Origin of the sequence: Enterococcus saigonensis, from assembly GCF_011397115.1 — a bacterium.
GTDB lineage: Bacteria > Bacillota > Bacilli > Lactobacillales > Enterococcaceae > Enterococcus_C > Enterococcus_C saigonensis.
In genome coordinates this window covers 1,796,742-1,815,851 of sequence record NZ_AP022822.1, presented here as the reverse complement: position 1 = coordinate 1,815,851, position 19,110 = coordinate 1,796,742, and the positions used below count along the sequence as shown (strand labels likewise).

The window sequence follows — 19,110 nt, the reverse complement described above, 5'->3', positions numbered from 1 at the left end:
AAAAATGTCGCACGATAGGAATCATGATGAATCTGAAAAGATGCCACATGTAAAACATCCTAATAAGATCCATAGTAAAGAAAAAGTAAATCAAGCTTCTATAGACAATAGCCAATTAAAGCATGACAACACGATGTCAGAGATGAAGCATATGCATACCGACCATCGTGAAATGAACCATGAACATCATGATATGAAACATATGAATCATGATATGGGTGGGATGGATCATTCTATGCATATGGGAAATTTCAAACAAAAATTTTGGCTTTCTTTAGCTTTAGCAATTCCAATTATTCTTCTTTCTCCGATGATGGGATTTAATTTACCTTTTCAATTTACTTTTCCAGGTTCTGATTATATCGTCTTAATTTTAGCTACAATTCTATTTGTATATGGTGGTCAGCCGTTTTTGAGTGGAGCTAAGATGGAATTGCAAATGAAAAATCCGGCGATGATGACGCTAATTGCGATGGGGATTACAGTATCCTACATTTATAGCCTTTATGCATTTATTGCCAATCACTTTTTACACACGGAACATGTGATGGATTTCTTCTGGGAATTGGCCACGTTAATTGTCATTATGCTGTTAGGACATTGGATTGAAATGAATGCTGTGTCAAATGCTAGCAGCGCCTTAAAAAAATTAGCAGAATTATTGCCAGATACAGTGACACGGGTGAATGCAGCGGGAAAAGAAGAAAAAATCTCGTTACAAGAAGTTCATGAAGATGATACGCTAATTGTTCGTGCCGGTGATAAAATGCCGACAGATGGTCAAATTTTAAAAGGTGAAACAACTGTAGATGAGTCTGCTGTGACAGGAGAATCTCGCGGTGTAATCCGTAAAACAGGTGATAAAGTCATTGGTGGGTCTGTTAATGGCGAAGGGACCATTCAAATTAAAGTAACAGGTACTGGTGAAAATGGGTACTTGGCTAAAGTTATGAAAATGGTAAAAGATGCTCAAGCTGAAAAATCACATTTGGAAGCTTTGTCAGATAAAGTAGCGAAGTGGCTTTTTTATGTCGCTTTAATCGCTGGGATATTGGCATTTATCGCTTGGCTTGTAGCGGCTGACTTGCCGATGGCACTTGATCGAATGGTGACCGTATTTATCATTGCTTGTCCTCATGCATTGGGACTCGCTATTCCACTTGTAGTTGCTCGTTCGACCTCTTTAGCAGCTCAAAATGGATTACTGCTGAAAAACCGGAACGCAATTGAGAACACCCATGATTTAGATGCAATTCTTTTAGATAAAACCGGGACCTTAACAGCCGGTACTTTTGCAGTCACTGGGGTTGAAATATTAGCGAATGATTGGCAAGAAAACCAAGCTTTACAATATATTGGTGCTTTAGAAAAAAATGCGAATCATCCCATTGCAACTGGAATTATGAAATATATTGATACAAAAAAAATTGATGTTTTCAAAGTGCAAGATTTAAAAAATATTACGGGTGTTGGCTTATCGGGTGTGGTTGAAAATCATCAGGTTTTAATCGCAAACGACAAAGAGTTAACAAAAAGAAATCAAACGGTTGATAAAAAAACGTTAGCGCCTTATTTAACCCAAGGAAATACGATAAGCTACTTATTTGTTGATGAAAAATTAATTGCTCTTATTGCCCTGGGAGATAAAGTGAAACCAGAAGCAAAAAGCTTCATTCAAGCGTTAAAAAATCGGGGCGTAGAACCGATTATGCTGACTGGAGACAATAAAGAAGCTGCTACGGCAGTAGCCAATTATTTGGGTATTGACAACTTTCATGCTGCTTTATTACCCGATGGCAAAGAAAAAATTATCAGTAAAATGACAAAAGAAGGAAAAAAAGTTGCAATGGTAGGCGATGGAATCAATGATGCTCCAGCTTTAGCCCGTGCAACAGTAGGGATTGCCATTGGTGCAGGGACCGATGTTGCAATTGATTCTGCTGATGTTGTTTTGACTAACAGTAACCCTGAAGATATTTTACACTTTTTAGATTTGGCGAAGCAAACACGTAACAAAATGATTCAAAATTTATGGTGGGGGGCAGGTTACAATATTGTAGCAATTCCCCTCGCTGCCGGTGTGTTAGCCCCAATCGGTATTATTTTGAGTCCAGCTGTTGGCGCGATTTTAATGTCATTAAGTACTGTAATTGTTGCTATTAATGCGATGACCTTGAAAATAAAAAAATAAAAATAGAAAAGCTGTAAAATCATAAAGTTTTTATGATTTTACAGCTTTTTTTGAATGGAAATATACTAATGTGAAATAAATTTAGAAAAAATTCTCTTGGCTCATATCAGCGTAGATGTGCTATAATGTGTTCGTTGAACTACTTTGCTATGGAATTGATAAATATTAAATGCGCAGCGGGGCTGACTGCCTTTTCTATAGTGGGAAATTTTCAAGGAGGAAGCAAAATGGAACTGAAAAAGTTAGAGGTGCCGACGACTTCTATTACCGAAGTGAAAAAATCTCCAATGGATGTTTTTAATCAGGCCCGAGAAGCGGGAACGGCTGTTTATGTTTTTAATCGTGAAAAAGTGGCAGGGGTAATGTTGACCCAAGAACAATATGAAAATCTACTGCAAGAATTGCACAATCGTCCAGAAATAGAAGAAGATGATTTGCAAACAGCTGACGGTTTAGAAGAATTTTTAGGAAAAATGCGAACAGCTTTGATTACAGGTTCTGTCATTTCAGCAAAAAATTTAGACGAACGCATGGTTGCTTTAGGCTTTATTACGCGTAAGACCGGCTTTGGTGGTGTAGTTGATATGATCTCTGAATTAAAAGAAAGTGGCAAAATCGTCTATCAGTTACGTAAAAAACACGAAGGTAAAACTATTGTCGCTGAAGTGATTGGTGAACAAGACAGTACCTCTAGTTTATTTGATAAATTAATCATTAAAAAAATACATTTAAAAGAGCTGTAGATATAAGCGAAATACAATTAAAAGAGCTGATGCTAGAAAATACTTTTTAGCATCAGCTCTTTTTGCTACTTACAAATAGTTTGTTTCTTCTAAGCAAACTATTTGTCCTTGTTTTTGCAAATAAGCCACATGTTGTTCTCCCCAATTACATAAACTATCTAAAATGTCTGAAAGACTATTTCCGTAGCTACTTAAGGAATACTCTACTTTTTGGGGGGCTTGTTGATAGACCTTTCGCGTTACTATGTTATCTTCTTTTAGCTAGCGTAATTGTTGTGTCAGCATTTTTTGACTAATCCCAGTAATACCCCGCCGCTTCAAATTACTAGGACGCATTGCGCCGTGGGGCAGGCTACAAAGAATAATGGGTTTCCATTTTCCACCAATAAGGGGGACCATCAGAGCACCTTTACTAACCGTGCTAACAAGGAAATGGAATCAGAGGTGGTTGATGATTGGAATTATGATAGTATTTGTTAGTGAAAATTTATTAGCAGCCTTTGCGCCAACCTTCGTTCTTTTGTTAATAGGTCGTATTTTAGCCGCGCTGGCGCATGGCATTTTTATGTCTGTGTTGACTATTATTGCAGCTGATGTAGTCATACCAACCCGTCGTGCCAGTGCAATTGCAATCATGTTTACTGGTTTGACAGTGGCAACTGTTACGGGTGTACCTTTAGGGACTTTTATTGGTCAACAGACTTCTTGGAAAATGTCTTTTATTTTTATTGCAGTAATTGGCTTAGTCGGCTTAATTGCGAGTATTTTCTTAATTCCACGTCAATTACCAGTTCCAGGTAAAGTCAATTTGAGGGGCTTTGGACGAATCACAACGTCCAAACCACTAGTAGTTTCCTTTTTAATAACTGCTCTTGGTTACGGTGAAACTTTTGCTGCGTACACGTATCTTTCGCCAATTTTAAATAATTTTGGTTTTTCAGCTAGCGCTGTTGTAGTTATCTTGATCATTTACGGCGTGATGGGTGGCTATTAGTAATACTATTGGCGGGCAGTTAGCAAATATCGATCCATTAAATTCATTGCGCAAAATGTTTGGCTTTTTAGTGGCTGCTCTATTGTTTTTATTTATTGCTATTGAGATAAACAATAGTATTTTAGGATTAGTGGCAACATTGCTGTTGGGTCTTTTCGCCTTTATGAATGTACCTGGATTGCAGTTGTATGTTGTTGAGTTAGCTGAAAAATTAGTGCCACAAGATATTACCTTAGCATCTTCCTTTAATATTGCGGCATTTAATGTGGGCATTGCGATAGGTTCAACAATTGGCGCCCAAGTTACAGGAAAATTAGCTATTTCTTATACGCCGCTTTTTGGTGCGGGTATTGTTTTGCTTGCCATTATTTTAATCTTTCGTGAAAATAAAAAGAAATCTACCAGCCAATTAGAAAAAATAATGAATTGCGAAGACTAGATAGAAAATGACCTCCTATCTCAGGAGGTCATTTTTTATTTTGACAAATGAACTTTTAAACTAGTAGCCCAGATAATCCCAATAATTTGTGGAATTAAATAAAGAACCGACAAAAGTAGTACTAAAAATGCTGGATTAAAAGGTTGATAGAAAAAATGCCATTCAGGATGTTGATTTTGTAAAAGGATAGAAAAAACAGTTGAGAGTACATTGCCAATTAGCCAGAGTGGTAGTTGATCACAGGCCTTAAAATAAAAACCTACGCCAAGAGAAAAAAGTAGCGTCACTAAAAAACCAAACATTGAGTGAAAATATGTATCAAGCAACAAAGATAAGTAAACAAAAGGAATCGTAAAAAACATTACAGGTAGTTTCAAAAATGCTTTTGACATCAGGCACCTCCTAGTTTAAGATGAATTAGCAGCAAGGGACAGTAACTTTTTTAGCTTTAATTCATTTTATGGACTAAAAATGATAAAAACAACGTTATTTAAATAAGTTTTTTTGAAAGTGAAAAAATTCTTATTTTTTTCTTTTTCAAATGAAACAGAACGTTTTTTATTTTTTAGATTTTATTGCTAAAACAAAGATTATATTAAATTGAACGTTATATTTTGAACTCAAATAAGCACTTATTAAAAAAATCGAGTAGAAATTATAATTGTTATCAAATAAGTAAGGAGATCTCCATATGATTGAAGCCAATCAATTTTTAGATAAAATGAAGAATCAAAAAATCAACTATGACTATGTTTTACGAAAAATGATTACACGTTGGGAAGAAGAAAATAGTCGACCAACAATTTTGATTCACAGCTGTTGTGCACCTTGTAGTACTTATACCTTAGAGTTTTTAACGCAATATGCTGAAGTTACCATTTATTTTGCTAATTCGAATATTCATCCTAAAAGTGAATATGAACGCCGGTTGTTAGTTCAAAAGAAATTTGTGGAAGATTTTAATGAAAAGACAGGTGCAACAGTCGGTTTTATTGCCGCAGACTATAAACCTAATGAATTTTTAGCTATTATAAAGGAAAATCATTTACAAGATGAGCCAGAAGGCGGAAAAAGATGTACAGCTTGTTTTCAAATGCGCTTAGATTTAGTTGCAAAAGAGGCTCTAAATTTAGGCTATGATTATTTTGGCAGTGCACTCACTATTTCTCCTAAGAAAAATGCCCAGTTAATCAATCAAATTGGAATGGATATTCAAAAGATTTACAGTGTGAATTATCTTCCAAGTGATTTTAAAAAGAATAAAGGATATGAGCGTTCGATTCAGATGTGTAAAGAATACGATGTCTTTCGCCAATGCTATTGTGGTTGTGTATTTGCTGCCAAACAACAAGGTGTAGATTTAAAAGCAGTGAACAAAGAAGCAAAAGCATATTTAGCACAGCAGACAGAGTTAACACATTGAGCATAGAATTTAAAAAATATTTTGTATTAAAAACCACTTTAAAACTTGTTTTCAGGTTTTAAAGTGGTTTTTCTTTTGTTAAACGTAACAATTTGGGTTTGTTGAAAATTTCATTGCCGCTTTTTTTTATTTTATGGTAGGATAAAACATAAAACGTGATTGCATACATCATATTTATAAAAGGAGTGGAGAAAATGGATTTAACACAACGATTTAATAAACAAGTTTATCAGATTGCAGTTTCTTTAATCCGACAATTTGACGAAAAAGTTTCAGGCATTGAGGATATTTTAAAATTGACTTTAGGTGAACCAGATTTTAATACGCCAGATCATGTCAAAGCAGCTGGCAAAGATGCCATTGAGCAAAATTTTAGTCATTATACAGGTATGTCTGGTTTAGCTGATGTTAGAGAAGCCGCTGCTTTTTTTTTAAAGCAAAAATACCATGTCGCTTATGATTATCATTCAGAAGTTCTAGTGACAATTGGTGCTACTGAGGCAATTTCAGCTTCATTATTAGCTATCTTAAATCCTGGAGACAAGGTCTTATTGCCAGCGCCAATATATCCTGGTTATGAACCAGTTATTACGCTAGCAGCAGCAAAACCTATTTATATGGATACAACTGCCGATGGTTTTGTTTTAACCCCAGAAGTTTTAGAAGAGCATTTAATTGTTCATGGAGATGCGGTTAAAGCTGTAATTTTGAATTACCCAAGTAATCCAACAGGCGTTACTTATTCAAAAGAACAAGTTAAAGCTTTGGCCAATGTGTTGAAAAAATACCCTGTATTTGTAATTAGCGATGAAATTTACAGTGAGCTTACTTATGATGACGAACATATTTCGATTGCCGAATTCATACGAGACCAAACAATTTTAATTAACGGCCTATCAAAATCTCATGCGATGACCGGTTGGCGAATTGGTTTTATTTTTGCGCCAAAAGAACTCACAAAAGAAATTATCAAAGTTCACCAATATTTAGTAACAGCTGCTTCCACAATTTCACAAAAAGCCGCCGTACATGCTTTAATTGAAGGAATTGATGATGGTTTAATCATGAAGGAAGAATATCGTTTGCGACGTGATTTCTTATATGAAAAAATGACAGCATTGGGATTTAAAGTAGCAAAACCATCAGGTGCTTTTTATCTTTTTGCCAAGATTCCTGATCATTTGGAACAAGATTCGATGAAATTCTGTGTGGATTTAGCACAAAAAGCTAAACTGGCTGTGATTCCAGGTGTTGCTTTTGGAAAAGAAGCTGAGGGATATATCCGCTTGAGTTATGCTGCAAGTATGGAAAAATTAGAAGAAGCAATGAAACGCCTTACTGCTTATTTAGAGAAATAAATAGTAAGGCAAGTAAATTTATTTTGAATTTTTTAAATTTCTACTTTTCGCATCAAGCGTCGTAAAGCCCAATATTCTAATTCATTGATTAAGTCGTTAACTTTTAATAAAACCTCTTCTGTCAATTCTTGGCGCATACTCACGGTTGATAAAAAGCGATTGTGATAGTTGCTTTCGTTGTTTAAAACAGAGGTAGTGAAGGCGTATAGTTCTTCTTCCAAATTGACGCTCGTATCTTCACCTGAGTAGTGGAGCCAAAATTCTACTGCATAGCCATAGTTGATAAGTTCGTAATCAGGATTCAAAAAGCAGATAGGTAAATCTTCTAACAAAAGTTTTAGCTGATTATAATGATATTCCGTAACAAAGTGATGGATACAGAGATTTTCAAATTGATTATTCGGTAGATGTACGAGTTCTTTTAGTATTGAAGAGCCATAACGTTTTTTATTTTGGAGTGCTTGTGCTTTTTTTACTGCCCATGTTTGTAAATCACGCAATAACGGTTCTAATAAAAAGAAACGATATTTTGCTCCTAATGCAATATCAGCAATCATCGCCTGATAGTTTTTTGGTAAGTAACTATTTTGATCGAAAAATGCTTTGATGTGGCGTGCAACAAAATCTTCTTTATCTACTGGTGCAAATTGTTCCCACAAAATACTAGCGTATCCCATGATATAGCGATTGCCCACGCCTTCTTCTTCTGATGCATAAACATATTTTGGCATTGTTGCTAAAATCGAACCATTTTTTCGATTTCGAAGATAATAGACTGAAAAATCGACTTCTTCACCATCAAAATATTGCGTGACTTTTTCTTGGAAGGTTACAAAGTCCATTTGTTCTAAAAGACGTGTGGTTTGTTCTTTACTTAAGTGCATCAGAACACCTACTTTCAAATTTTTTTGCAATCTTATTTTCAGTTAATTTTAATTTAATTATATCGAGTATTATTAGAGAAGTAAACTAATGTAAAATAGATTAGAAGTAAAAAAATGATTTGATGAAAGAAGGCTGTGGGATGAAATATGCTATAACCGAGTTTTTTCGTCATTATCGTCAAGGAATTATCTTTTTTGAACAGTTGCTTTTTATACCGACAATGGTCATGATGCTAGCAACTGGCATGCAACACTTTGTTCGCTTTTTTTTACTTTTTTTGGCAGGTGGAATTATTTATACCCTTGTGCATTTTTTGTTGTATAAAAATCAAAGCCGTACGGAACGGTTATATGCATTAATACATCCGAAACATGATCGGCGGGAGAATATCTTGGTGATCCTGTTGACACTCTTTTTACTATATGCCTTTATTGTTTTTAACTTTTAAACACAGTAAAAAAAAACCACTTATGAAATTTTCATAAGTGGTTTTTTTTTTATGAATTTTATTAAGTTCAACTATTTATTTAAATAATTGAATAAACCGCCAATCGTTTTGTCATCTAATTCAATTTCTTTACCAGCTAATAATACTTTTGTTACGTGGTAGTTATCTTGTAAGTCAGGTACTTCTTTATATTGGGCGCCCACAAAATCACTGGCTTTATCATATTTCTTTACTTCTTCTTTTGAACCGGCTACAACGTAATGAATTTCTAACATAATCATCAATTCCCTTCTTGTGTAACACTATTATTTTTTCTATCTCATTATATTCCTTTTTCTTCTGATCAGGGTGAAATAAGCTTGGTAAAATTTCGTTTACTTAAATTTTACAGAACTTGATAAAATCTTTACACACTACTTATCTCAAGTTTACAAAGGTTGTGTAAACTGAGTTTGTAATCAAAGATAGGAGTGGAAAACGTGAAAAAAGTTTATTTAGTAGCAACTGCAGTGGCAGCAAGTTTATTATTGGCAGCCTGTGGGAATAGTAGTGCAAAAACCGGAGAGGAAAATAAAACAGACGGTACTAAAATTACCGCAGTAGGCTCAACAGCCTTACAACCATTAGTAGAAGCTGCCAAAGATAGTTTTACTGGTAAAAACCCCAATTATCAAATTACGATTCAAGGTGGCGGCAGTGGTACTGGACTAAGTCAAGTTTCCGCAGGAGCAGTAACAATTGGTAATTCCGATGTTTTTGCAGAAGAAAAAGATGGTGTGAATGCAAAAGAACTTGTAGATCATAAAGTAGCGGTAGTAGCAATGGCGCCAGTTGTGAATAAAGATGTTGCAATTAAAAATGTTACACAACAGCAATTAATTGATATCTTTACCGGCAAAATTACCAATTGGAAGCAAGTTGGTGGCAAAGATGAAAAAATTGCTGTTGTAAATCGCGCATCTGGAAGTGGTACAAGAGCAACTTTTGAAAAATGGGGACTAAATGGTGCAACACCCGTGCAGTCACAAGAGCAAGATTCTTCAGGAACTGTGAAAAAGATTGTTGCAGAAACACCAGGAGCTATCAGTTATTTGGCTTTATCCTACATCGATGAAAGTTTACAGGAGCTTTCTGTCGATAATGTGTCGCCAACGACGGAAAATATCGAAACAAATAAATGGAAAATTTGGTCTTACGAACATATGTATACAAAAGGTGAACCAGATAAAGAAGTAAAAAAATTTTTGGATTATCTACTAACAGATGAAATCCAAAACGGCCCTGTTAAAGAGTTGGGATATTTGCCGATTACAACCATGAGAATTGAACGTTCGGTTGACGGAAAAGTTACGGATAAATAAAAAAATTTTTCTGATATGACACGATAAAAAAGCAATTTTCTACGAGAGGATTAGTAGAAAATTGCTTTTTTAAGGTTGAATCTTATTGTCTTATAATTTAGGTAATATCACGGTGAAAGTTGATCCTACGCCAGGATGACTTTCTAATTGAACCTTTCCGTTAAGTTTTTCAACGGATTCTTTGACAATTGCGAGGCCTAAACCTGTTCCTCCAGATTGTCTTGCACGCGCTTTATCTACGCGGTAGAAACGTTCAAAAATCCGTTGTTGGTCATCAAGATCAATGCCAACTCCTTGGTCAGTTACACATAAGGTCAATGTATCTGCTGCGTGATAAGTGATAGTAATCTTCTTTTTTTCTGGTGAATATTTAATTGCATTTTCAATCAAGTTCTTAACAATAGGGTAAAAGAGTTCAACTTTTGTAGACCAAGTTAAAGCTGAGTCCCCAGTTAAAGTTATGTTTAAATTTTTAGAGTGAATTTGAGCTTCATAACTTTCTAAAATTTGCTTCAAAAGTTCAGCTATCGTAACATCTTGAATGGGATAATCTAAGTCTTGCTGCCCTTTGGAAAGTTGGATAATATCTTGTATTAAGGCTTGGAGTCGTTTGGCATCTTTTTCCATAATACGTAAAAATTCAGTTGTCGTTTCTGGATCGTCTTTTGCACCATCTAACAAGGTTTCGGTAAAACCGATAAGGGAAGTAACTGGTGTTTTTAACTCATGAGAAACATTACTAACAAAGTCTTGTTGCATTTTTTCTAGTTGACGAACTTGCGTCATATCATAGGACATAACTAAAACCTGCCGTTCCTCGTTAAAAAGGCGCAAATCGACATCTAATACGCGTTCACCATTTTGATGTAAGGTAATTTCATCATGTAAAAAAGGAGCATCCGGTGTGATACGATAGATTAATTGAATAAGCTGTGGATCTTTAACAACTTCGGCAAAATTCACCTTTTCTGCTAGATTTTGGAACAACCCTAATTGTCGTTTCATTTCAGAATTCATCATAATTAATCTATTTTCACTGTCGACAATAAAAATTCCAATCATTAAATCATTTAAAAGTGTATGAAGCTGTCGTTCAGTTGCCGAATAAGCTTTATAAGTATGACTCATTTGTTCACTCAATTGATTTAAGGCTTGATAAAGTTCTTCCCAATGAGGGGTCGTCTGCATTATGGTTTCGGTACGAGTCGGATTAGCCACCATTTTTTTGATAGCAGGTAATAAAGTTTCTAAAGGTCGATTTTTTTGCCGTAAAAAATACAAGACAAAAACTGTAATGAAGAGGCATAAAATTACATATACTGTTAAAATTGAATTTCTCACATTACTTGCCTCAGCCATAAAGGCAGTGGTGCTTTCTGCAATACGTAAAATACCAACCAAATGATTATCTTGCCGAACAGGGATTGCGACATAAAGCAGTTCTTTTTTCAAAGTAGCACTTTTTCGCAATGAAGTTCCAATTTTTCCTCCGGCTAAGACGGTTTTTACTTCTGGCCGATTCGTACGCGTCCCTGAAAGATCGAAATCAAAGGTATCAAAGACAATTTTACCGTTTGCTGTTAGGTAAGTTACTCGTTCATCAGCATGTTCCACATAGTGTTTACTTAATTGTTGGAGCGTTGCTTCATTATAATTAGTTTCTTTTGCCATTCGTAAAAGAAGGTTACCTTTTTTTTCTAAATAATTTTCTTGTTGACTTAAGACTTGGTGTTCAAAAAAACCACCAATTAATTGCCAAGCGCCAACAAAAATAACAATTAAAGTAGTTAACCATAGCAGATATTCTAAAGCACGCTGTTTTTTCATGCTTTGGGCTCCTGAAATTTATAACCAAAACCTCGAACAGTTAAAAGATAACGTGGATTTTTAGGATCTGCTTCAATCTTTTCGCGCAAATGAGAAACGTGAACGTCCACGATGCGACTTTGTCCAGCAAAATCAAAATTCCAGATTCGATCCAATAGGGTATCACGGTCTATTACGCGATCTTTTCGCTTCATAAAATAAACGAGCAATTCAAATTCTTTTGGCGTTAAAAAGATTTTCGCATCGTTAACAGTGACTTCATAGTTATCCATGTCAGCTTTAATGGCACCAATTTGTAATATTTCGCCAGTTAACTCATCGTCAGTATTTTTTTCATTGGCAACTTGGGTAATATCAACTGGACGTATCCGCCGGAAAATAGCTTTCATACGGGCTAAGACTTCTCGTGGACTAAAGGGTTTTGTCAGGTAGTCATCCGCTCCAATTTCTAACCCTAAAATTCGATCGATAGTATCATCTTTTGCTGTTAATAATAAAATGGGTGTTTCTTTTTTTTCTTGTCGCAGTCTTTTTGTAATTTCAATTCCATCAATTCCTGGTAGCATTATATCTAAAATAATAAAATCAAAGTCTTTTGTTAACGCCAAGTCTAACCCGCTGGGGCCATCTGTGGCGGAAGTTACGATGTAGCCTTCTTTTTCCAAATTGAAGGTTAGTAAGGTTACGATGGAAGGTTCATCGTCAACGATTAACACTTTTTTCATAGCAAACTCCTTTTGGGTGTTTTACTTTGTCACACTATCTGCGACAGATGGTTTTATTTTAGCATAGAAAAGTGGTGGGGACTATTTAAGGAACAGAAATAATGCTATAATAAAGGGCATTAAATCGACTTTAAAGAAAAAAGTTTTTTCTTTTTGAAATGATAACACTATGCATCAAAAAATAACTGCTTTATAAGAAAGAGGACCAAATGATTGGAAGTAGTGCCTGTCTAGGTGGTGTTTTTTGTCGCTATGATGGCAATACGCAAACAATTCCCCCTTTAGCAGCTTTGGTGGTAAAAAAGCAAGCGATTATGATTTGTCCTGAGGTTTTAGGGGGATTAAGTACGCCAAGAGATCCAGCTGAAATTATCGGCGGCGATGGGTTTGATGTCTGGACAGGATCGGCAGTGGTTACTTCCTGCCAAGGCTTAGATGTTACATCAGAATATAAAGCAGGTGCCATACTTGCTTATGAGAAATTAAAAGATGTAGGTATTACACAAGTAGTTTTAAAAGAGCGCAGTCCATCTTGTGGTAGTCATCAAATTTATGATGGTGCCTTTAGTGGCAATAAAGTAACGGGTGTCGGAGTTGCAACAGCCTATTTTATAAATCAAGGTGTTAAAGTTTATTCTGAAAACAACTATCATAAATTAATCGCAGCAATTGCCAATTAACTAAATTTTCATGCTAGGAGGGAATTCATGGAAATTGAAAAGACGAATCGGATGAATGCATTATTTGAATTTTATTCAACGCTTTTGACCGAAAAACAGATGAATTATATGGAACTGTATTATGCCGATGATTTTTCACTAGGAGAAATTGCGGAAGAATTTCAGGTGAGTCGCCAAGCAGTTTATGATAATATAAAGCGGACGGAAAAAATTTTGGAAGATTATGAGCGTAAGCTACATCTATTTTCTGATTATATTGTTCGCGGCGAAGTTTTAGACCGGGCAGAAAGTTATATTAAGGCCCATTATCCTAAAGACGAAGAGCTGCCGAAATTTTTGCAGGAACTTCAAGAAATCGATGAATAGTTTTTAGTTGAAAGGAACGAATAAAATGGCATTTGAAAATCTAACAGAACGCCTGCAACAAGCTATGAGCAAGTTGCGCAAAAAAGGGAAAATTACTGAGGCTGATGTCACGGAAATGATGCGAGAAATTCGCTTGGCATTATTGGAAGCCGATGTTAACTTAAAAGTTGTTAAAGAGTTTGTCAAAAATGTACGGGAAAGAGCCGTTGGAACAGAAGTCTTAGACAGCTTATCACCAGCTCAACAAATTGTTAAAATTGTTGACGAAGAGTTAACAAAAACTCTCGGAAGCGAAACAGAAGGTTTAAACAAATCACCAAAAATCCCAACTGTTATCATGATGGTTGGTTTGCAAGGAGCTGGTAAAACAACATTTGCTGGTAAACTTGCCAATCAACTGATTAAAACGGAAAAAGCGCGCCCGTTGATGATTGCCGGTGACGTTTATCGTCCTGCTGCGATTGATCAATTGAAGGTTTTGGGACAACAATTAAATGTTCCCGTATTTGATATGGGAACAGATGTTAGTCCAGTAGAAATTGTACGTCAAGGGATGGAACTGGCGCGAGAAAAGAAAAATGATTATGTTTTAATCGATACGGCTGGTCGATTGCATATTGACGAAAAGTTAATGGACGAGTTAAAACAAATCAAAGAAATTGCTCAACCAAATGAAATTCTTTTAGTTGTAGATGCTATGACGGGGCAAGATGCAGTCACGGTTGCGGATAGTTTTAATCAACAATTGGGAATTACCGGGGTTGTTATTACAAAATTGGATGGGGATACTCGCGGTGGGGCAGCCCTTTCGATTCGTCAAGTAACCGGTGCACCGATCAAATTTACCGGTACTGGTGAGAAATTAACAGACTTAGAAGTCTTCCATCCTGATCGTATGGCAAGCCGTATTTTAGGCATGGGAGATATGTTGACCTTAATTGAAAAGGCACAACAAGATTACGATGAGAAGAAAGCAGAAGAATTAGCAAAAAAAATGAAGGAAAATACCTTTGACTTTAATGATTTCATTGAACAAATGGATCAAGTCATGGGAATGGGACCTTTAGAAGATTTATTAAAGATGATTCCAGGAATGAGCCAAATGCCAGGGATTGAAAATGTTAAAGTCGATCCCAAACAGATTGCTCGTCAAAAAGCAATGGTAATGTCAATGACACCAGTGGAACGGGAAAATCCAGACTTACTTAATCCAAGCCGGCGACGCCGTATTGCTGCAGGTTCTGGTAACTCGGTTGTTGAAGTCAATCGCATGATTAAACAATTCAAAGAAGCACGTAAAATGATGCAGCAAATGACAAAAGGTCAAATGCCAGCGGGAATGGATCAAATGTTTGGTTCTGGTATTAAAGGTAAGATGGGGAAAATGGCCATGAATCGTATGATGAAAAAACAAAAGAAAAAGAAAAAACGTAAATAAGCATAGGCTTTAGTAGTTTTATAAGCGGTAAAACCCGAATAAGAGTTACAGTTTTAACGGTCTTGATTTTAAAAATCTGCTGTTTTGTATTGTATCTTAGTTATTCGGGTTTTTGATTAAGTAACAAACTAATCAAAATAAAGAATTGGGAGCATAATCAGATGAAAATTGAAACAAAACGTCTAATCTTACGTCCATGGCAAAAAGGAGAAGCGTTTGCTTTATCTCAATTTTTGCAAGATGAACGGGTCATGTATGCCTATGAAGGTGCTTTTTCAGATGAAGAAGTCATAGCGTGGCTAAATTGGAATTTAAAATTATATCAAGAAAAAGGATATGGTCTTTTTGCGATGGTTTGCAAAAAGGACGGTAAAATTATTGGGGAGTGCGGTTTGACCAATCAAGTGGTCAATGGGAAGACTTATTTGGAAATTGGCTATCATTTGGTCTATGATGCTTGGAAAAAAGGCTATGCTACAGAAGCAGCCCAAGCGGTAAAAGAATATGCGTTTAATACTCTAGGGGCAACAACAGTCGTTTCGATTGTACGCGATACCAACATAGCTTCAATGAATGTAGCCATTCGTAATCAAATGGTGGTAAAAGAACGATTTATCAAAAACTACCGCAATGTGATGATGCCGCATTATTTATTTATTGCTACGAAATAAAAGTACAGAATTTGATGCTATAGCAAACACCAAATCCTGTACTTTGCGTGTTGAAAATAGTGTCTTTCCAAACCTAATGCTTTTCTTGTAAAGATAATAATTGTCGTATCGTTAGTAAAACACCATTTTCATCGTTGCTACGGCAGATATAATTGGCGAAATCTTTAGTTTCTTCAAAAGCATTGCGCATCGCAAAACTAAATGTACCGGCTTGCATGAGCTCTAAGTCGTTATGGCCATCGCCAAAGACCATTGTTTCTTGGGGTGTCACATTTAAAATTTGTTGTAATTTTTCCACTGTGTGTCTTTTGTGCACACCAAAATTGGTAATGTCAATCCAAGCTCCTTCAGAAGCTACAATATAAGCCTGCTCTTTAAATTCAGCTAATTGTGGTGTCACCTCATAACTTCTTAATTTTTTATCGTAAACCGTAATTTTGACAAAGTCAGTGGTAATATTTTGATAATCCGTTGTTTTTTCAACAACTTTATAAGATCCGCGTACCATTTTTTCGTTGTCTATAGAAGTGTCTACACTAATAATAGCTGCTTTTTGCGTACAAGCAATAATCGTCAAGTCTTCATGAATGCTTTGTAGTTTAGAAATTATTTTTTTACCGATTTCATTGGGGAGGAGCGATTCATATAAGTACGACCCTTGATGTTTAATGCGCGTCGCGCTATCGCCTAAAATCCATAAATCTTCACTACCGACATTTTTGAATAAATCTTCTACTCGTTCGCATTGCTTACCGGTACAAGGGGCAAATACAACGTTTTGACGGTGCATAATTTGACGTACTTCTTGATATAGTTTTTCATCAAAATTACTTTGACTATTTAAAAACGTACCATCCAAATCACTAATAATAAGTTTAATCATTGTTTTCCTCCTTAAGCTATATACTTTAATATGTATAAGTATAACAAGAAAACGCTAAAAAAAAGAAAACGTCTGGATTAAATCCATGACGTTTTACAAAAAATAGCAGAATTAATTTGGTTTGTGTAAATTTTAATTCTAAAATCGTGTTACGTCTAAATTATTTCTTTTCCCACGATAGTTTTGCCAGACATTTTTAATAGAAGAGAAGAACACTACGACAAATAGAACCAAACCCAATATTACTAAAACCAAAGCGGTTGAAGAAATTGTACTAAAAAGTGAAACAGCTTTACTGCTATCTTTCAATACCAAATAAGTTTGCCAGGGATTTGTAAAATAATTTAATGCAATAAAACTGGTAAATCCCCACATCAAAAACCAAACTGGCCAGCGAGAACTATGATGAAGCAAGTAGTCGCCATCGTTTTCTAAAGATAAGTTTTTAAATTTTCGATAAGTCCACCAGATAAATAATAAGGAAATGACTAGGAAAATCGGGATCATCCACCAATATCCGCCAGTTTTACCAATACGAACAATAAATAAATTTTCTAGATTAAAGGGGTACCCTTTTGGTTGGTTGAAAGAAAAAAGATTGAAAAAGTTGCTAACTGAACTTGGTATCAAACTGGCCAAAAAACTAAAAATTACCCAGGTTAAAGGACCAAATGCCAAATTTCCTACCATGGAGCCAATGAAGATACTAACTGCAAATAGTAAAATGGTCAAACTAAAATTATTTATAATAGAGTGAATTAATTGGCTCCAACTAGCATTTAGGTAAGGGTCGGGAATTCCAATTTTTAAATAAGTGATATAAAACAGTTGAGCAAGTAAGAAAATCATCAAAATGGGTAGTGCTACATAAAGGAGTTTGGCACCAAAAAGTTGTTTGCGTTTTTGCGGCAAGCCAAACAAGAAACGATTAAAGGCCGTTTTTTCATCCACAAAGAAAATTAGAAAACCTGCTAAACTAACAATAAAGATAGTTAAAATATTAAAGTCTCCACCAAATCGCGTAAAATAAGTGGTCTTAGGATTATATTCTTGCGCTTGTTGCGCTGAAATGTGGTGATCTGGATAAGCGCGACCGTATACATACAATTGATCGCTAATATACTCTTTGATAGAAGTGTAAGTCATATCTTTTTCAAGTTTATCATCCCAATAAGTAAAAGATTCTGGTTGTTCTTTGAAGGATCTTTCAAAATCTGAGGAATGATAATACTTATTTTGTGCGTGCCAACTGGAAACCGTACCGTGGGCATTTAAGAAATAAAGACCAAAAATTAGAATGGCAAAGGCAATCAAGGTTTTACCATATCGTTTTAAATAAATTCTTTTTAACATACTAAACTCCTTTCCTAAACCAATAATTGTTCTTTTTGTAAGTTGGCTTCAAAAAGATCTTCCAAGGTTAGCGGTAGTTCTTCAAAAACCAAAGGATCATAACTTTTAATTGTGGTAGCTAACTCCGAATTATAGTTTTCAAAGACTGCTACAATCACGCGTCCTTGTATAGTAATCAGTTTGGAATTCTCTTTAACAATTGGTGGTAGCTGTTTTGTACGAAAAACAAGTTGAATTTTGCGGGCATTTGCGCGCATATTTTCTAAGGTGTAATCTTTTGCAATTGTTTGACCTTTAATCAAGAGGGCACGATCGATGATACCTTCTAATTCTTGTAGATTATGAGAGGCAATCAGTGCACAACGCTTCTCTTCAGATAAATGTGTTAATAATAGACCAATCACTTTTTTTCGAACAATAATATCTAAACCATCAAATGGTTCATCTAATAAAAGGTATTTGGCACGAGATGAAATAGCTAAGATCATTTGGTACAAACCTTGCATCCCTTTTGACATTTTACGATATTGTAGCCGCTGATTTAAGCCATGTTCTTTCATTAATTGCAAATAAAGATCTTGGTTAAATGTTGGATAGGCGGTACGATAAAAATCGTTAATACTTTGCAACGTATAATATTTTAAAAAGTTATCCAATTCATCAATATAAAATATTTCAGTTTTTAATTTTGTTTCTGTTGCTATATTTTGCCCATTAATTGTAATGCTACCTTCATCTGGTCGATAGTGACCGGCAATCGTACGAAACAAAGTAGTTTTTCCTGAACCATTTCGCCCAATTAGACCAACAATTTCATTTTCATACAAAGTAAAGTCAATATCGGTTAAAACGTTTTTTGAACCAATTACCTTTTTTAATTTGGCTATTTTCATTTGAGTGGTCCTCCTTCTAACTGCGATTCTTCAAGCCAATAGATAAGTTCTTTTTTTGTTACTTGTAGCTGCATGGCTTCGATTATTAATTCTTGGAAATTTTGTTTTAGTTGCTTGATGCGTACTTCGTCTCGTGGCATATCTTGGCTATTTTTTACAAAGGTTCCTTTCCCTTTAACCGTTACAATCACATTTTCAGTTTCTAAAACTTTGTATGCTTTACTAATCGTGTTGGGGTTCATTAATAACTCTTTTGCCAGTTCACGGACAGAAGGTAGCCGATCACCAGATTGTAAAACGCCGGTTACTACTTGTTGTTTTATACCAAGAACTAGTTGTTCGTAATAAGGCTTACTGCTATTTTTATCAATCGTAAACATAAGGCACTCCTTTCTTATTAATAATTCGTAAATAGGAGAAAATTAATTATAG

Annotated in this window: 19 protein-coding genes and 2 pseudogenes; 11 read left to right on the top strand and 10 right to left on the bottom strand. The window is 35.3% G+C overall.

Annotated features, from left to right (window positions below):
- Nucleotides 1-40 precede the first annotated feature (40 nt).
- Together EsVE80_RS08595 and EsVE80_RS08590 are read left to right on the top strand one after the other, a co-directional pair.
- On the top strand, nucleotides 41-2,191 hold the full coding sequence (locus EsVE80_RS08595; protein WP_269474257.1) for a heavy metal translocating P-type ATPase: 2,151 nt from the start codon (nucleotides 41-43) through the stop codon (nucleotides 2,189-2,191).
- Nucleotides 2,192-2,418: 227 nt separating this feature from the next.
- Complete coding sequence (locus EsVE80_RS08590) at nucleotides 2,419-2,934, top strand: type II toxin-antitoxin system Phd/YefM family antitoxin (RefSeq protein ID WP_173103341.1); 516 nt, start codon at nucleotides 2,419-2,421, stop codon at nucleotides 2,932-2,934.
- Between the two features lie 69 nt (nucleotides 2,935-3,003).
- On the opposite strand, the pseudogene EsVE80_RS08585 reads toward EsVE80_RS08590, so the two are convergent.
- Nucleotides 3,004-3,333, bottom strand: a pseudogene (locus EsVE80_RS08585) (winged helix-turn-helix transcriptional regulator).
- Here EsVE80_RS08585 and EsVE80_RS08580 point away from each other — a divergent pair.
- Nucleotides 3,329-4,367 (top strand): annotated as a pseudogene (locus EsVE80_RS08580) (MFS transporter); the annotation flags it as partial. The pseudogenes EsVE80_RS08585 and EsVE80_RS08580 overlap by 5 nt on opposite strands.
- A gap of 35 nt (nucleotides 4,368-4,402) precedes the next feature.
- Here EsVE80_RS08580 and EsVE80_RS08575 read toward each other — a convergent pair.
- Nucleotides 4,403-4,759 carry a hypothetical protein gene (locus EsVE80_RS08575; RefSeq protein ID WP_173103340.1) on the bottom strand — a complete coding sequence of 119 codons (357 nt, stop codon included), beginning with the start codon at nucleotides 4,757-4,759 and terminating at the stop codon, nucleotides 4,403-4,405.
- A gap of 299 nt (nucleotides 4,760-5,058) precedes the next feature.
- On the opposite strand from EsVE80_RS08575, the gene EsVE80_RS08570 reads away from it, so the two are divergent.
- Together EsVE80_RS08570 and EsVE80_RS08565 are read left to right on the top strand one after the other, a co-directional pair.
- Nucleotides 5,059-5,790 carry an epoxyqueuosine reductase QueH gene (locus EsVE80_RS08570; RefSeq protein WP_173103339.1) on the top strand — a complete coding sequence of 244 codons (732 nt, stop codon included), beginning with the start codon at nucleotides 5,059-5,061 and terminating at the stop codon, nucleotides 5,788-5,790.
- Between the two features lie 194 nt (nucleotides 5,791-5,984).
- A complete protein-coding gene (locus EsVE80_RS08565; protein ID WP_173103338.1) occupies nucleotides 5,985-7,148 on the top strand; it encodes a pyridoxal phosphate-dependent aminotransferase in 1,164 nt (387 codons plus the stop codon).
- A gap of 32 nt (nucleotides 7,149-7,180) precedes the next feature.
- Here EsVE80_RS08565 and EsVE80_RS08560 read toward each other — a convergent pair whose 3' ends face one another.
- Nucleotides 7,181-8,032, bottom strand: coding sequence for a hypothetical protein (locus tag EsVE80_RS08560; RefSeq protein ID WP_173103337.1), 852 nt, complete (start codon nucleotides 8,030-8,032; stop codon nucleotides 7,181-7,183).
- 140 nt (nucleotides 8,033-8,172) lie between these two features.
- Between EsVE80_RS08560 and EsVE80_RS08555 the strand changes: the two genes are divergently transcribed.
- Nucleotides 8,173-8,481 (top strand): hypothetical protein, encoded by a 309-nt coding sequence (locus EsVE80_RS08555; RefSeq protein ID WP_173103336.1) that lies wholly within the window; start codon nucleotides 8,173-8,175, stop codon nucleotides 8,479-8,481.
- A gap of 71 nt (nucleotides 8,482-8,552) precedes the next feature.
- On the opposite strand, the gene EsVE80_RS08550 is transcribed toward EsVE80_RS08555, so the two are convergent.
- A complete protein-coding gene (locus EsVE80_RS08550) occupies nucleotides 8,553-8,756 on the bottom strand; it encodes a DUF4649 family protein (protein ID WP_173104169.1) in 204 nt (67 codons plus the stop codon).
- A gap of 204 nt (nucleotides 8,757-8,960) precedes the next feature.
- On the opposite strand from EsVE80_RS08550, the gene EsVE80_RS08545 reads away from it, so the two are divergent.
- Nucleotides 8,961-9,842 (top strand): phosphate ABC transporter substrate-binding protein PstS family protein, encoded by an 882-nt coding sequence (locus EsVE80_RS08545; protein ID WP_173103335.1) that lies wholly within the window; start codon nucleotides 8,961-8,963, stop codon nucleotides 9,840-9,842.
- Nucleotides 9,843-9,932: 90 nt separating this feature from the next.
- Here EsVE80_RS08545 and EsVE80_RS08540 read toward each other — a convergent pair whose 3' ends face one another.
- Nucleotides 9,933-11,669, bottom strand: coding sequence for a sensor histidine kinase (locus tag EsVE80_RS08540; RefSeq protein ID WP_173103334.1), 1,737 nt, complete (start codon nucleotides 11,667-11,669; stop codon nucleotides 9,933-9,935).
- Nucleotides 11,666-12,394, bottom strand: a complete 729-nt coding sequence (locus tag EsVE80_RS08535) for a response regulator transcription factor (RefSeq protein WP_173103333.1) — start codon at nucleotides 12,392-12,394, stop codon at nucleotides 11,666-11,668. The genes EsVE80_RS08540 and EsVE80_RS08535 overlap by 4 nt, the downstream gene beginning before the upstream one ends.
- Nucleotides 12,395-12,603: 209 nt before the next feature.
- On the opposite strand from EsVE80_RS08535, the gene EsVE80_RS08530 reads away from it, so the two are divergent.
- The 4 genes from EsVE80_RS08530 (at nucleotide 12,604) to EsVE80_RS08515 (ending at nucleotide 15,549) form a co-directional block, all read left to right on the top strand.
- Nucleotides 12,604-13,074, top strand: coding sequence for a DUF523 domain-containing protein (locus EsVE80_RS08530; protein ID WP_173103332.1), 471 nt, complete (start codon nucleotides 12,604-12,606; stop codon nucleotides 13,072-13,074).
- 27 nt (nucleotides 13,075-13,101) lie between these two features.
- Nucleotides 13,102-13,440, top strand: coding sequence for a putative DNA-binding protein (locus tag EsVE80_RS08525; protein WP_016171535.1), 339 nt, complete (start codon nucleotides 13,102-13,104; stop codon nucleotides 13,438-13,440).
- Nucleotides 13,441-13,465: 25 nt separating this feature from the next.
- A complete protein-coding gene (gene ffh, locus EsVE80_RS08520; RefSeq protein ID WP_173103331.1) occupies nucleotides 13,466-14,878 on the top strand; it encodes a signal recognition particle protein in 1,413 nt (470 codons plus the stop codon).
- Nucleotides 14,879-15,039: 161 nt separating this feature from the next.
- Nucleotides 15,040-15,549 carry a GNAT family N-acetyltransferase gene (locus tag EsVE80_RS08515; RefSeq protein WP_173103330.1) on the top strand — a complete coding sequence of 170 codons (510 nt, stop codon included), beginning with the start codon at nucleotides 15,040-15,042 and terminating at the stop codon, nucleotides 15,547-15,549.
- Between the two features lie 73 nt (nucleotides 15,550-15,622).
- On the opposite strand, the gene EsVE80_RS08510 is transcribed toward EsVE80_RS08515, so the two are convergent.
- The 4 genes from EsVE80_RS08510 to EsVE80_RS08495 form a co-directional block, all read right to left on the bottom strand.
- Nucleotides 15,623-16,432: an HAD family hydrolase gene (locus EsVE80_RS08510; protein ID WP_173103329.1), complete on the bottom strand. Its 810-nt coding sequence runs from the start codon at nucleotides 16,430-16,432 to the stop codon at nucleotides 15,623-15,625.
- A 138-nt stretch (nucleotides 16,433-16,570) separates the two neighbouring features.
- Nucleotides 16,571-17,785, bottom strand: a complete 1,215-nt coding sequence (locus EsVE80_RS08505) for an ABC-2 family transporter permease (RefSeq protein ID WP_173103328.1) — start codon at nucleotides 17,783-17,785, stop codon at nucleotides 16,571-16,573.
- 14 nt (nucleotides 17,786-17,799) lie between these two features.
- Nucleotides 17,800-18,678: an ATP-binding cassette domain-containing protein gene (locus EsVE80_RS08500; protein ID WP_173103327.1), complete on the bottom strand. Its 879-nt coding sequence runs from the start codon at nucleotides 18,676-18,678 to the stop codon at nucleotides 17,800-17,802.
- On the bottom strand, nucleotides 18,675-19,058 hold the full coding sequence (locus EsVE80_RS08495) for a GntR family transcriptional regulator (RefSeq protein ID WP_173103326.1): 384 nt from the start codon (nucleotides 19,056-19,058) through the stop codon (nucleotides 18,675-18,677). The genes EsVE80_RS08500 and EsVE80_RS08495 overlap by 4 nt, the downstream gene beginning before the upstream one ends.
- Between the last annotated feature and the right edge of the window lie 52 nt (nucleotides 19,059-19,110).